Origin of the sequence: Acidovorax sp. Root568, assembly GCF_001427445.1 — a bacterium.
GTDB classification, from domain to species: Bacteria; Pseudomonadota; Gammaproteobacteria; order Burkholderiales; family Burkholderiaceae_C; genus Acidovorax; species Acidovorax delafieldii.
Window position 1 is genome coordinate 17,444 of the sequence record NZ_LMGP01000019.1, and the last position, 12,192, is coordinate 29,635.

General features: G+C 65.9%; 14 protein-coding genes. 10 read left to right on the top strand and 4 right to left on the bottom strand.

Going from position 1 to position 12,192, the window contains the following annotated elements; genetic code table 11:
• The first annotated feature begins 13 nt into the window (after positions 1–13).
• From ASD75_RS20865 to ASD75_RS20885, 5 genes are all read left to right on the top strand, one after another.
• Positions 14–670 carry an SPOR domain-containing protein gene (locus ASD75_RS20865; protein ID WP_056747785.1) on the top strand — a complete coding sequence of 219 codons (657 nt, stop codon included), beginning with the start codon at positions 14–16 and terminating at the stop codon, positions 668–670.
• A 112-nt stretch (positions 671–782) separates the two neighbouring features.
• Positions 783–1,439, top strand: coding sequence for a thiol:disulfide interchange protein DsbA/DsbL (locus ASD75_RS20870; protein ID WP_056747786.1), 657 nt, complete (start codon positions 783–785; stop codon positions 1,437–1,439).
• A 108-nt stretch (positions 1,440–1,547) separates the two neighbouring features.
• Positions 1,548–2,207, top strand: a complete 660-nt coding sequence (lptA, locus tag ASD75_RS20875; protein ID WP_056065224.1) for a lipopolysaccharide transport periplasmic protein LptA — start codon at positions 1,548–1,550, stop codon at positions 2,205–2,207.
• Positions 2,204–2,986: an LPS export ABC transporter ATP-binding protein gene (gene lptB / locus ASD75_RS20880; RefSeq protein WP_056065226.1), complete on the top strand. Its 783-nt coding sequence runs from the start codon at positions 2,204–2,206 to the stop codon at positions 2,984–2,986. Before lptA ends, lptB begins: the two co-directional genes overlap by 4 nt.
• Entirely contained in the window at positions 2,986–4,587 is a 1,602-nt protein-coding gene (locus ASD75_RS20885; protein ID WP_056747787.1) for an RNA polymerase factor sigma-54, read from the top strand. Before lptB ends, ASD75_RS20885 begins: the two co-directional genes overlap by 1 nt.
• Positions 4,588–4,649: 62 nt before the next feature.
• Here the strand turns inward: ASD75_RS20885 and ASD75_RS20890 are convergent, their stop codons facing one another.
• A complete protein-coding gene (locus tag ASD75_RS20890) occupies positions 4,650–5,129 on the bottom strand; it encodes a glutaredoxin domain-containing protein (protein WP_056747789.1) in 480 nt (159 codons plus the stop codon).
• A gap of 239 nt (positions 5,130–5,368) precedes the next feature.
• On the opposite strand from ASD75_RS20890, the gene ASD75_RS20895 reads away from it, so the two are divergent.
• Genes ASD75_RS20895 through ASD75_RS20910 form a run of 4 tightly spaced genes read left to right on the top strand, consistent with a single transcriptional unit; the run spans position 5,369 to position 7,923 of the window.
• Positions 5,369–5,851, top strand: a complete 483-nt coding sequence (locus ASD75_RS20895) for a thioesterase family protein (protein WP_056065784.1) — start codon at positions 5,369–5,371, stop codon at positions 5,849–5,851.
• Positions 5,848–7,140: a class I SAM-dependent RNA methyltransferase gene (locus tag ASD75_RS20900; protein ID WP_056747791.1), complete on the top strand. Its 1,293-nt coding sequence runs from the start codon at positions 5,848–5,850 to the stop codon at positions 7,138–7,140. The genes ASD75_RS20895 and ASD75_RS20900 overlap by 4 nt, the downstream gene beginning before the upstream one ends.
• A complete protein-coding gene (locus ASD75_RS20905; protein ID WP_056747793.1) occupies positions 7,130–7,615 on the top strand; it encodes a putative toxin-antitoxin system toxin component, PIN family in 486 nt (161 codons plus the stop codon). The genes ASD75_RS20900 and ASD75_RS20905 overlap by 11 nt, the downstream gene beginning before the upstream one ends.
• Positions 7,616–7,650: 35 nt before the next feature.
• Positions 7,651–7,923: a hypothetical protein gene (locus tag ASD75_RS20910; protein WP_056747795.1), complete on the top strand. Its 273-nt coding sequence runs from the start codon at positions 7,651–7,653 to the stop codon at positions 7,921–7,923.
• A gap of 89 nt (positions 7,924–8,012) precedes the next feature.
• On the opposite strand, the gene ASD75_RS20915 is transcribed toward ASD75_RS20910, so the two are convergent.
• Positions 8,013–8,837 (bottom strand): hypothetical protein, encoded by an 825-nt coding sequence (locus ASD75_RS20915; RefSeq protein ID WP_056747797.1) that lies wholly within the window; start codon positions 8,835–8,837, stop codon positions 8,013–8,015.
• A gap of 8 nt (positions 8,838–8,845) precedes the next feature.
• Entirely contained in the window at positions 8,846–10,588 is a 1,743-nt protein-coding gene (locus ASD75_RS20920; RefSeq protein ID WP_056747798.1) for an FMN-binding glutamate synthase family protein, read from the bottom strand.
• Between the two features lie 217 nt (positions 10,589–10,805).
• Between ASD75_RS20920 and ASD75_RS20925 the strand changes: the two genes are divergently transcribed.
• Positions 10,806–11,660 (top strand): YecA family protein, encoded by an 855-nt coding sequence (locus tag ASD75_RS20925; protein WP_056747800.1) that lies wholly within the window; start codon positions 10,806–10,808, stop codon positions 11,658–11,660.
• Positions 11,661–11,766: 106 nt separating this feature from the next.
• On the opposite strand, the gene ASD75_RS20930 is transcribed toward ASD75_RS20925, so the two are convergent.
• Complete coding sequence (locus ASD75_RS20930; RefSeq protein ID WP_056747802.1) at positions 11,767–12,174, bottom strand: GFA family protein; 408 nt, start codon at positions 12,172–12,174, stop codon at positions 11,767–11,769.
• Between the last annotated feature and the right edge of the window lie 18 nt (positions 12,175–12,192).

Sequence of the window (12,192 nt, forward strand, 5' to 3'; positions counted from 1 at the left end):
AGTTACTACCAATATGAAAAAGCAACAGACGGGCGGGACCATTGTCGGCTTCATCGTCGGGGTCATCGTGGGCCTGGGCGCGGCGCTGGCCGTGGCCGTGTACGTGACCAAGGTGCCGGTGCCCTTCCTGAACAAGGGCAATGGCCGCGGTGCCGACCTGGACGCAGCGGAGTCCCAGAAAAACAAGAACTGGGACCCGAACTCGCCGCTGTATGGCAAGAACCCGGCCCGCCCTGCGGCGCCAGCGGTGGCGGCAGCCGCGTCAGCCCCTGCATCGGCACCGGCCCCCGAGGTGCGCGCCGCCGCGTCGGCTGCCAAGCCTGCCGCTAGCAAGCCAGACGCCAAAGCCGAGGCCAAGGCCGAGAGCAAGCCGGGCGCTGACCCGCTGGGCGATCTGGCCGTGGCCAAGGCCGCGGCCAAGGGCAGTGTGGACCCGTTTGACTACTTTGTGCAGGCGGGCGCCTTCCGCACCCAGGCCGACGCAGACGCCCAGCGCGCCAAGCTGGCCATGCTGGGCTGGGAGGCCCGCGTGAGCGAGCGTGAGCAAAATGGCCGGGCGGTCTTCCGGGTGCGCATCGGTCCCTTCACCAAGCGTGACGATGCCGAAGTGCTCAAAGAGAAACTCGATGGCGCCGGGCTGGAATCGGCGCTGGTGCGTGTGCAGCGCTGATCGGCCTGTGGCTGTGAACAGGGGCCTGTGCATACAGCGCCACCACCAGGGCTGAACTTTTTGTAAAGGGATTTCTCACATCCCGCATACCTGAACCAGGAGAGTCTTTGTCATGAAACGCCGTGAGTTTTCTTTGTCCGCCGCCTCGGCGGTTGCCGCTTCTGCCCTGACGCTGCCAGTGGCCAACCCCGCGATGGCGCAAGCCCGCCAGTTCAAGGAGGGCAAGGACTTCAAGCGGCTGGACAAGCCCGTCGCCCCCGATGCGCCGGCCGGCAAGGTCGATGTGATCGAGTTCTTCTGGTACAGCTGCCCCCACTGCAACGCCTTCGAGCCCACGCTGGACGCCTGGGTCAAGGCTGCGCCCAAGGACCTCTCCATCCGCCGCGTGCCCGTGGCGTTCAACGCCAGCTTCGTGCCCCAGCAAAAGCTTTACTACACGCTCGAAGGCATGGGCAAGCTCGAAGCCCTGCACGCCAAGGTCTTCCGTGCCATCCACGTGGAAAAGGCCAAGCTCGCCAAGGACGACGAAATCCTGGCCTGGGTGACCCAGCAGGGCGTGGATGCGGCCAAGTTCAAGGAGGTCTACGGCTCCTTCAGCGTGGCCAACCAAGTGCGTCGCGCCTCGCAGCTGCAAGATTCGTACGGTGTTGAGGGCGTGCCTTCCATGGGTGTGGCAGGCAAGTACTACACCGACGGCACTATGGCCGGCAGCATGCAAACCGTGTTGCAGGTGGTCGAATACCTGGCGGCCACGGCACGCAAAGCCTGACGATGTGCCGACCCTGTCGGCAAGCTGTCCCAAAGGCCCGCTGACGCGGGCTTTTTTTTCGGGGTGGGTACCATCGGGTGGCTACAATCATTGCAAGATTCGTGCCCTATGACCCACCGCCTACTCCCCCTCCTTGTGCTCGCAGCCCTGACCGGCCTTGCGGGCATGGCACACGCCGAAAAGGCTGACCGTGCCAAGCCCATGAACATCGAGGCCGACGCCCTGCGCCACGATGAACTCAAGCAGACCAGCGTGTTCTCGGGCCGCGTGGTGATGACCAAGGGCACCATCGTGCTGCGCGGCGCGCGGCTGGATGTGCGCCAGGACGCCGACGGCTACCAGTACGGCGTGGTCACGGCCGAGGCGGGCAAACGGGCGTTCTTCCGCCAAAAGCGCGACACCGTGGCGGGGGCGCCTGACGAGTTCATCGAAGGCGAAAGCGAAGTCATCGAATACGACGGCAAGGCCGACAACGTGCGCTTCATCACCCGCGCCGAACTCCGCCGGTACCGTGGGTCGGTATTGAACGACGAGATCACCGGCGCCGTGATCGTCTACAACAACCTCACCGATGTGTTCACCGTCGATGGCCAGAAGGCACCAGCCTCTTCTGCCGCAGCGGGCGACACACCAGCGCCCGGTGGTCGTGTGCGCGCCGTGCTGGCGCCCAAAGACCCTCCGCCCGGCGCGGCAGCCCCGGCCCCAGCGCCTGACGCGCCCGCACCGGCGCTGCGCCCCAGCAACAGCCTTGGCGGCGGCGCCAAGTGAGCGGGCCTGCTGTGAGTACCGGTCCTGACTCCCAGGCGGGTAGCCGCCTGGAGGTACAGCATCTGGCCAAATCCTATGGCAGCCGCAAGGTCGTCAAGGATGTGTCGCTGGTGGTGCAAAAAGGCGAGGTTGTGGGGTTGCTCGGCCCCAACGGCGCGGGCAAGACCACATCCTTTTACATGATCGTGGGCCTGGTGCGCAGCGATGCCGGCGATATTCGCATCGACGGCCACTCGGTGGCCCACATGCCCATCCACCGCCGCTCTCGGCTGGGTCTGTCGTACCTGCCGCAAGAAGCCTCGATCTTCCGCAAGCTCACCGTTGAAGAAAACGTGCGTGCGGTGCTGGAACTGCAGCGCGCCGATGACGGCCAGCCGCTGTCGCGCGACGCCATCGAAGAACGCCTGACGGCACTGCTGCAAGAGCTGCGTGTGGACCACCTGCGTGCCTCGCCCGCGCTGGCGCTGTCCGGTGGCGAGCGCCGCCGCGTCGAGATCGCCCGTGCCCTGGCCACCCAGCCGCGTTTCATCCTGCTGGACGAGCCTTTTGCCGGCATCGACCCCATCGCAGTGATCGAGATCCAGCGCATCATCGGCTTCCTCAAGGCACGCGGTATCGGTGTGCTCATCACCGACCACAACGTGCGCGAGACGCTGGGCATCTGCGACCACGCCTTCATCATCAGCGACGGCCGCGTGCTGGCGCAGGGCACGCCCTCCGAGATCGTGGACAACGCCGAAGTACGCCGCGTGTACCTGGGCGAGCATTTCCGCATGTGATGAAGCCTGGACTGTCGCTGCGCGTCTCGCAGCACCTTGCATTGACCCCCCAGCTCCAGCAGTCCATCCGGCTGCTGCAGTTGTCCACGCTCGAACTCTCGCAGGAAGTCGAGCAGATGCTCGACGAAAACCCGTTCCTCGAACGCAATGCCGACGAAGCCCCGCGCGAGGAGTTTGGCCTGGAAGCCGCCGACACGCCCGCGCAGGCCGACGACTACAGCGCCGATGATGCTATGTTTTCAGGAGCTGTCAGCGCAAGCAGTACTGGCGCTGAGAGCCAAAACGAGGCTGAAATCCCCAGTGGAAGTGCCGACGAGCCCGACTGGAGCGGCGACGGCACCGTCGAGATGGCGCCCAACGACGCCGAGTGGGGTGGCGACGCCCCGGCGCGCACCCGCAACGATGCGGAAGGCGACGAGGCCGACGCCACCGAGCTGGCCCGTTCGCACGAATCGCTCACCGCCTTTTTGCACCGCCAGGCACTGTCGCTGAGGCTGTCTGAAGTGGACACTGCCGCGCTGCGTTTTCTCATCGAATCGCTGAACGACGACGGCTACCTGGAAGAGTCGCTTGAAGAGCTGGCCATCAGCCTGGCCGGGCCCGACGACCTGGAACAGATCGAAGAACTGGTGCACCGCTTCACCGTGGCCCAGCGCCTGTTGCAAAGCCTGGAGCCCGTGGGGGTCGGCGCGCGCAATTTGTCTGAATGCCTGACGCTGCAGCTCACCGCGCTGGCGGCCGACGAAGACAGCGACGCCGACCCCGAGACCGTGCAGACCGCGCTGCGCATCTGTCAGCAGCCGCTGGAGATGCTGGCCCGCCGCGACATCCGCCGCCTGACGCAGCTGTGCAGCGAAGGTGGCGTGGCCGGAGAAGAACGCACCCGGTCTGCCATGGCACTCATCGCCCGCCTGGAGCCTCGCCCTGGCCGCCGTTTTGCCGACGTAGAGCGCAACATCATCATCCCCGACGTCATCGTGCGCAAAGCCGGTCGCGCCAACGGGCGGGACGGCCAGCACAACTTCATCGTGCAGCTCAACCCCGACGTGATGCCCCGTCTGCGCGTGCACGACATCTACGCTGGCGCGCTGCGTGGCCACAAGGGCGGCGAAGGCCACCAGGGCATGCAGCAGCGCCTGCAGGAGGCGCGCTGGTTCATCAAGAACATCCAGCAGCGCTTTGACACCATCCTGCGCGTCTCGCGCGCCATCGTCGAGCGGCAGAAGAACTTCTTCACCCACGGCGAGCTGGCCATGCGCCCCCTGGTGCTGCGCGACATCGCCGACGAGCTGGGCCTGCACGAGTCCACCATCAGCCGCGTGACCACGGCCAAGTACATGGCCACGCCGATCGGTACCTACGAGCTGAAGTACTTCTTTGGCTCTGGCCTGGGCACCGAGACCGGTGGCAATGCGTCCAGCACGGCCGTGCGCGCACTGATCAAGCAGTTCGTGTCCGCCGAAAACCCGGCCAAGCCGCTGTCCGACAGCCAGATCGCCGAGATGCTCAAGGAGCAGGGCATCGAGTGCGCACGCCGCACCGTGGCCAAGTACCGCGAGGCGCTCAAGATCGCGCCAGCGAATTTGCGCAAGGCGCTTTAGCGCTCCCGGCGTGGAGGCGCGCGAGTGTTCTCTGGCCGTCCAGGCAACAGTTCAGTGCCGGGCTATTTGCGCGCCATGAATACCGCGTCATATGCTTGTGGCGTGAATCCTGCGATCTTCTGGCCGTTGGTCAGCAAGACCGGTACGCCTCTGGCCCCCAGCTGACTGAACGCCGCCTTGCCAGAAGGCGTGTCGATATCCAGCTCCCGATAGGCGATGCCCTTGCTCGCCAGATAGGCCTTGGCCGCCTTGCAGTAGCCGCACCAGGTGGCCATGTACAGCACCACATCGCCCCGAGGAGCCGCAATCTGTGGAGTGTCCGGAGTGGCTGTTTTGGGGGCGGGGCCCGCCTCCGGTACCACGCTGACCGGCAGGTTCTCCAGCTTCATCGTTTTCTCTACGGCACCGGTCGTGGGAGGCTTGTCGCTGTAGACCACCCTGCCGTCCGTACCCACTGATTTGTAGAGCGTCTGGGCGTTGGCTGCCAACGGCACCACGGCCAGCGCCAGGGTGGTCAACAGGGTCCGAACAAAAGGGCGCATGAAGGGGCTCCGGTAAAATCCACTGCCCGAGAGCATACGAGACAGTGGCGCCCGGCCCACAGGACTCGTGCGCAACGCTCCCCTGCAGTGGCCTGGGCACCACGCGGTAGATGGGATGGCGTCCCCCTGTGCTTCCCATCTGGCGCCTGGAAGGGCAGACCCTGTCTTTCGCGCAATGCGCTATGTCCGTCGCTGGCACCTGCCTTCGCTTCCTGTTTTGCCCTCCCACTTTCCGCACCATGGCCCGCATCGTCTTCGACCTCCCACCGCACTTCGGCTTTGCCACCGAACTGCAGATATACATCAGCCACGTGAACCAGGGCGGGCACCTGGACAACGCGCAGTTGCTCAGCCTGGTGTCCGAAGCGCGGGTGCGCTTCTTTCAGTCACTCGGCTACCCCGAGGCCGATGTGGGCGGTCTGTCCATCGTGGTCGGCGACATCGTGGCGCAGTACAAGTCCGAAGGTTTCCATGGCGAGACCATGCGGGTGGAGATGGCGCCAGCGGATTTCAACCGCTATGGGTTTGACCTGGTCTTTTGCATGACCGAGAAGACCTCAGGCCGCGAGGTGGCGCGCGGCAAGATCGGAATCGTCTTCATCGGCAAGGCCGACCGCAAGGTGGCACTGATCCCCGAATCCATCCGCCAATTGCTGCTGGCCCGCGCAGGCACGCCGGATTCCCATGCATTGTCCGAGCGCGTATCCTCCCCATCGACATGAACCAACTCCAACTTTTTCTCCCTTGCGCTGCGGGCGTCGAGGGCTTTCTGGCCGACGAGGTGCATGGCATCACCGGCCTCACGGGGCAAGACCTGCTGGTGGGCCGGGGCGGTGTGCTCTTGCGCGCCTCGTGGCGCCAGGCCATGCAGCTCAACCTGCACAGCCGCCTGGCCCAGCGCGTTCTGGTGCAACTGGCGCACCGCCCCTACCGGTCTGAGAACGACCTCTATGCCATGGCCAGCGAGGTGGCCTGGGAGATCTGGTTCACCACGCGCCAGACCTTCAAGGTCGAGGTGACGGCCCAGCACAGCCCGCTGCAGAGCCTGAACTTCGCGGGCCTCAAGGTCAAGGACGCGGTGGCCGACCGCTTCCGCCACAAGAGCGGCGTACGCCCCGATGTGAACACCCAGTGGCCCGATGTGCGCATCCACCTGCACCTGACCACCGACGAGGCCACGATCTACATCGACACCTCGGGCGAGCCGCTGTTCAAGCGCGGCTGGCGCGAGGACAAGGGCGACGCGCCGCTCAAGGAAACCCTGGCCGCCGCCATGATCGCCGCCAGCGGCTGGGACCCGCATGGCGACAACCCACAGCCCCTGTACGACCCCTGCTGCGGTAGCGGCACCATCGTGGTCGAGGCCGCACAGATCGCCTGCCGCATCCCGGCGGGCATGCTGCGGCGCTTTGCGTTCGAGAAACTGCTGCCGTTCCAGGTCCATGTCTGGAGTGCTATAAAAAACGAAGCTGAAAGTGCAATATGCACTAGCGCTGTCCCCCTGTTTGGCAGTGATGTCGCCTTCCGCATGGTTGATTTTGCGCAGCGCAACGCCGAGCGCGCGGGCGTGGCCGACGCCGTGCAGCTGCGCGGCGGCGACGCACTGCAGCGCATGCCACCCTGTGAGCAACCCGGTGTGATGCTGCTCAACCCACCCTACGGCGAGCGCATTGCCGCCGCCGGCACTGCAGGCCGCAACGCCAGCGAGCGCGCCGCCGACCGCGCCCAGGGCATGGCCGTGGGCCGCGAAGAAGCGCAGACCGAAGACGGTGGCGAGTTCTTCAGCCAGCTGGCCACGCACTGGAAGAAGAACTACAGCGGCTGGACGGCCTGGATGCTCACGCCCGACCTGAAACTGCCCGGCAAGATGCGCCTGAAGGAATCGCGCCGCGTGCCCATGTGGAACGGGCCCATCGAATGCCGCATGTTCCGCTTCGACATGATCAAGGGTGCTGTGCGCGACCGGGCTACCAAGCCTGCCCCCGACGGCAGCCCACGCCATGAAGGTTGAACTGCCCCTGCCCGCCGAGGCCCCGGCGGACGAGCCGGCGCGCCCTGTGGTGGTGGATACCAACGTGGCGCTGGACCTGCTGATCTTCAGCGACCCGCGCACCGTGCCATTGCGCACGCTGCTGGTCCAAGGCCGTCTGTTGTGGATCGCTACGCAGGTCATGCGCGACGAGCTGGAGCGCGTGCTGGCCTATCCGCACATCGCAGAGCGCATGGACTACTACCGCGTGGGTGCCGCGCAGGTGCTGGCAGCGTTTGATGCGCAGGTGCGGCTGGTGGACATCGCACCCAAGGTGGCCTACGTGTGCAAGGACGCGGACGACCAGAAGTTCATCGACCTGGCGGCGGCGCACCGGGCAATTTTGCTGAGCAAGGACAAGGCGGTGATCTGCATGCGCAAGCGGTTGGTGAACCTGGGGGCGGATGTGGCGACTGCGCTGGTGCTGGAAGAGGCGCTCGCCACGGCGGCGGCCTGATCACGCATTGATTAGTTTCTGCTGCAAGGATCGGTATGGGGCCGTTGGGTTTTCTTGTCCTCTCGGGCTTCTTCGCCTACCTCGCTTTTGATGCGTTTCAGTTCAACCGGACATCCGGTCACAAAGTCTGGGCCGTGCCGCCCTCTTCCGGTCGGGCGGTTGGTGTGGATCCTTTGTCGCGCGCCGAGCAGGAGGGCGCGCAATCGAACGAAATCACTGCAGTGGGGGGCATTCCCGGCCTCTACTGGATTTTTGTGATGCTGTCGGTGGGCTGCTTGGGGGTTGCTGCCTGGCTGTGGCTAGCGTAGGTTGGGGTAGCGCGGTCTAACCCGACGTTTTCTTCCACGGGCATGGCCTGTCGGGTTACGCCAGCGGCTAACCCGACCTACTGGTTGATCTAGCCTTGAGCCAAGAGGTCATACGCCGCCCGCACCCGCTGCAAATCCCGCCCCAGTTTGCGATTGGTGGGCAGATTCCGCATCCACCCCATCCGCCGGACACTGGTGGCCAGCACCGCCCGCATCTCCTCGCTCCCCTGCGCCACCCACGCCGCCCAGCGCTCGCGCCCCTCGGTCAGCGTGCCGCTGGCATGCAGGTAAATCGCGGTGGAATGCGCGTAACACAGCGCATCGCGCACATGGCACACCGCCAGCGGCAGCACGGCGGCGGGGTCGTCCTCAAAATCGATGCAGGCCACCTCGCCATCGGGGCAGCGCACCAGATTGCGCGCAAACGCCTGGCTCAGGCAGGTGCCCTGGTGGTGCACCTGGGTCAGGGTGTCCAGCCCCTGCTGCCACAGCGCCAGCACAGCGGCCGCGTCGCCCGCCTGCACGGCGTGATCAATCTCGTTGCCCAGCGAATGGGTTTCCTCACCCACGTTGCCCAGGTGGCGCATGGCAAAACCATTCGGCAACGCGGCCAGCACCACGGGCACGCGGATGCCGCGTGCGGCCAGGTCGCGCAGGCGTTGCACTTCGGTGGCAATCGCCGTGGGGCCGCCGGGGTTGGGCACGGGGCGCAGCGCATCCAGCCGCAGCAGGGCGGCCAGCAAGGCCATGGCGCGGTAGCGGCCTGTTCCGTGGGGGGCTCCCGCGCGCTTGATCCAGATCTGTTCGTTGCCCAGCACATGGGCCATCACGTTGTGCGGCTGGGTGGCGAGTTGTTGCTGCAAAAAGGCGGCGTAGTCCGGGGCGGTGGTGTAGGTGGGGGCGGATGCATCCATCGTCAAATTCATACAGCAGCGTCCCCCGCCACCGCCGCTGCGGTGCCCACGGCTGCAGCATGCACCAGCTCGACATGGTGGGGGATGGAGGGTTCCAGTGCAGGCTCGCTGGCCTGAAAACTGTGCGCGCTGGCCAGCGGCCAGTACAGGCGGAACACGTTGTGCTGCGCGTCGAGCGAGCCCAGGAGCGCACCGGGCAACATGCGGGTGATGAGGTTGGACAGCAGGCGCACCTCGGTGTCGCTGATGCGGCGCACGATGTGGTGGGCGGTGATGTCCTTGGGGTGGTGCAGGCCGGCGGCCTGCACCAGCTCCTGCAACGCGTGCAAGGTGCTGCGGTGGAACTGCGCCACGCGCGTGGCCTTGTCGGGCACCACCAGGGCCTGTTGGCGCAGCGGATCTTGCGTGGTCACCCCCGTAGGGCAGTGGCCGGTGTGGCAGCTTTGCGCCTGGATGCAGCCCAGCGCCATCATGAAGCCGCGCCCCGCGTTGCACCAGTCGGCGCCCAGCGCCATCATGCGCGCGATGTCGAAAGCGCTGATGACCTTGCCCGCGCAGCCAATGCGCACACGGTCGCGCAGGTTCACGCCCACCAGCGTGTTGTGCACCAGCAGCAGGCCCTCCTGCAGCGGCGCGCCCACGTGGTCGCTGAACTCCACGGGCGCCGCGCCCGTGCCGCCCTCGGCGCCATCAACCACGATGAAGTCGGGCGTGATGCCGGTGACCAGCATGGCCTTGACGATGGCGAACCACTCCCATGGGTGGCCCAGGCAGAACTTGAAGCCCGTGGGCTTGCCGCCAGAAAGCGTACGCAGCTTGGCGATGAACTGCATCATCTCGACCGGCGTGCGAAACGCACTGTGGCTGGCGGGCGAGATGCAGGCTTCGCCCTCCTTCACCCCGCGTGCGGCGGCGATCTCGGCAGTCACCTTGGCCCCCGGCAGCACGCCACCGTGGCCCGGCTTGGCGCCCTGGCTGAGTTTGAGCTCGATCATCTTGACCTGCGGGTCGGTGGCATTGGCCGCAAAACGCTCTTCGCTGAAGGTGCCATCGGGGTTGCGGCAGCCAAAGTAGCCCGAGCCGATCTCCCAGATCAGGTCGCCGCCGTGCACGCGGTGGTGCTGGCTGATGCTGCCCTCGCCCGTGTCGTGCGCAAAGCCACCTTTCTTCGCGCCCTGGTTGAGCGCCAGAATGGCGTTGGCCGACAGCGCACCAAAGCTCATGGCCGAGATGTTGAACACGCTCGCGTGGTACGGCTGGGTGCAGGGCGATACAGACTGTGAGGGCGCATCGGGGCTGCCACCGATCCACACGCGAAAGTCGTGCGAGGGCAACTGCGTGGGCGCCAGCGAGTGGTTCACCCATTCGTAGCCCTGCGCGCCCACGTCCAGGTGGGTGCCAAAGGGGCGGTTGTCCGGGTCGCCCTTGGAGCGCTGGTACACGAGTGAGCGCTGCGCGCGCGAGAACGGCGCGGCCTCGCTGTCGCTCTCGATGAAATACTGGCGCACCTCGGGCCGCACATATTCGAGCATGAAGCGGATGTGGCCGATGACCGGGTAGTTGCGCAGGATGGCGTGGCGCGTCTGCTGCAGGTCGTACACGCCCACTGCTACCAGAGCGGCGAACGCCAGCACCACGGGCAGGCCCACGCCAAACGCCACCAGCGCAAACAGCGACAGCAGCAGCCCGAACACGCACAGCGCAAAGGCCGTGTAGCGCACCGGGTAGAGGGAATTGAGCTGGTGAATCATGGGGATCCTGGTTTTGGGCGTTGGCGTGGGAGGGCTACACTGACCGCCTTTTTATCGGGTTGCCATGTTGCGCGCGGCTCTTTTTTCACGCCCAGGCCTTTCCCTGGGCCACCTAGCACCCGCCGCTCACTAGCGGCGCGGCACAAGGCCAGCGCATCATAAAAGTAAAACATCGCTTTACTGCCCCCGCTTTCTCGCTTGACGACCGGAGCCTCCCATGACCGAACCCACATCGCCCACTCCCGCCACCGACGATCTCGATTCCACCACCGCTCCGGCCGCAGCGCTGGGCCCGGATGAACTGGAAGAGATGGACAACATCCTCGACGACCTGCGCGCGCGCGGCGAGGAAATCCCGCAGTGGGAGTTCTGCGACGGCTTCATGACCGCGCTGATCTGCAGCCGCCGTGCCATCGCTCCGGCCGAATACCTGCCCATGCTGCTGGGCGATGGCGCCGAGCTGGATGTGGCCGAGGGCGAGCCGCTGCCCCTGCTGCCCGCGTTTGCCGACGCCGCGCAGCAAGAGCGCTTCATGGACCTGTGGATGCGCCGCTGGAACGAGATCGTCATCCAGCTCGACACCGACGTGAAGACGCTGGACGACGACCGTACCTTCCAGCCAGAAGCCATGGACATGCGCGGTGCCGTGGCCAGCCTGACCGAAGAGCAGCGTGCCGAGATGGGCGACGACCAGGAGATCCCGTCCTTCGGCCAGGTGTGGGCGCTGGGCTTCATGTTTGCGGTGGAAAACTGGCCCGAAGACTGGGCCGCCCCGCGCGACAAGGAAGCTGCCAAGTGGCTGGACGACGCGCTGGACCGCATCGTGGCCCTGACCGAAGATGACACCGGCAAGCCCGAAGTCTGCATGTACGACGAAGACGGCCCGCCCAGCACCAGCCAGGCGCGCGTGGAAGCCTTCGGCGAAGCCATCTGGGCCGTGTACGACCTGCGCCAGCTGTGGAAGAGCATGGGCCCGCGCGTCGAGACAGTGCGCAAGGCGCCCGAGCCGGGGCGCAATGATCCTTGCCACTGTGGCAGCGGCAAGAAGTACAAGAAATGCCACGGCGCGTAAGCGCAACCTCTGGCACTACTTTTTTGATAGCGGTTTGCGCTTGTAGCAAAAGCGCGGGAGGCTGATAGACCCGCGCTTTTCTCGCAGCGTCCTGCTGCCGGAGGCGCTAAGGCTGTTCGTCGAACGCGTCGATGTCTTCTGGCAAAGTGACCCACGCAAGGCGGCGCCGCGTCCAGATCTGGCGCTGCGGCGTGCCCAGCTCGTGCCTTTGCGTGATGGTTCCGAGCCGCACGGAATAGGTCTGCGGATTGTCGGCCGCGCAGGCATACAGCGAGCTTCCGCAGACGTCGCAGAAGGCCAGCACCCGCCGGTTGCCGCTGGCCGCCGTCTTGATGTACGTGCGGGGTGTGCCGCGGGTGAGCCGAAAGCCTGCCGCCGGGGCCGGGATGTTGGTACGGAAGGCGGAGCCGGAATGCGCCTGGCAGTCCGTGCAATGGCACACCGTCGCAGTGCCGGGCTCCACCTGCGCTTCGTAGGCGATTGCACCGCAATAGCATTGGCCTTGTACCTGCATGGCGTTTCCTTGTGCGTG

What these genes read in the sequence shown, in the direction of transcription:
- ASD75_RS20865 (WP_056747785.1), top strand. Translation starts at nt 14, where the DNA reads ATGAAAAAGCAACAGACGGGCGGGACCATTGTCGGCTTCATCGTCGGG.
- ASD75_RS20870 (WP_056747786.1), top strand. Translation starts at nt 783, where the DNA reads ATGAAACGCCGTGAGTTTTCTTTGTCCGCCGCCTCGGCGGTTGCCGCT.
- lptA (WP_056065224.1), top strand. Translation starts at nt 1,548, where the DNA reads ATGACCCACCGCCTACTCCCCCTCCTTGTGCTCGCAGCCCTGACCGGC.
- ASD75_RS20885 (WP_056747787.1), top strand. Translation starts at nt 2,986, where the DNA reads ATGAAGCCTGGACTGTCGCTGCGCGTCTCGCAGCACCTTGCATTGACC.
- ASD75_RS20890 (WP_056747789.1), bottom strand. Translation starts at nt 5,129, where the DNA reads ATGCGCCCTTTTGTTCGGACCCTGTTGACCACCCTGGCGCTGGCCGTG.
- ASD75_RS20895 (WP_056065784.1), top strand. Translation starts at nt 5,369, where the DNA reads ATGGCCCGCATCGTCTTCGACCTCCCACCGCACTTCGGCTTTGCCACC.
- ASD75_RS20900 (WP_056747791.1), top strand. Translation starts at nt 5,848, where the DNA reads ATGAACCAACTCCAACTTTTTCTCCCTTGCGCTGCGGGCGTCGAGGGC.
- ASD75_RS20905 (WP_056747793.1), top strand. Translation starts at nt 7,130, where the DNA reads ATGAAGGTTGAACTGCCCCTGCCCGCCGAGGCCCCGGCGGACGAGCCG.
- ASD75_RS20910 (WP_056747795.1), top strand. Translation starts at nt 7,651, where the DNA reads ATGGGGCCGTTGGGTTTTCTTGTCCTCTCGGGCTTCTTCGCCTACCTC.
- ASD75_RS20915 (WP_056747797.1), bottom strand. Translation starts at nt 8,837, where the DNA reads ATGGATGCATCCGCCCCCACCTACACCACCGCCCCGGACTACGCCGCC.
- ASD75_RS20920 (WP_056747798.1), bottom strand. Translation starts at nt 10,588, where the DNA reads ATGATTCACCAGCTCAATTCCCTCTACCCGGTGCGCTACACGGCCTTT.
- ASD75_RS20925 (WP_056747800.1), top strand. Translation starts at nt 10,806, where the DNA reads ATGACCGAACCCACATCGCCCACTCCCGCCACCGACGATCTCGATTCC.
- ASD75_RS20930 (WP_056747802.1), bottom strand. Translation starts at nt 12,174, where the DNA reads ATGCAGGTACAAGGCCAATGCTATTGCGGTGCAATCGCCTACGAAGCG.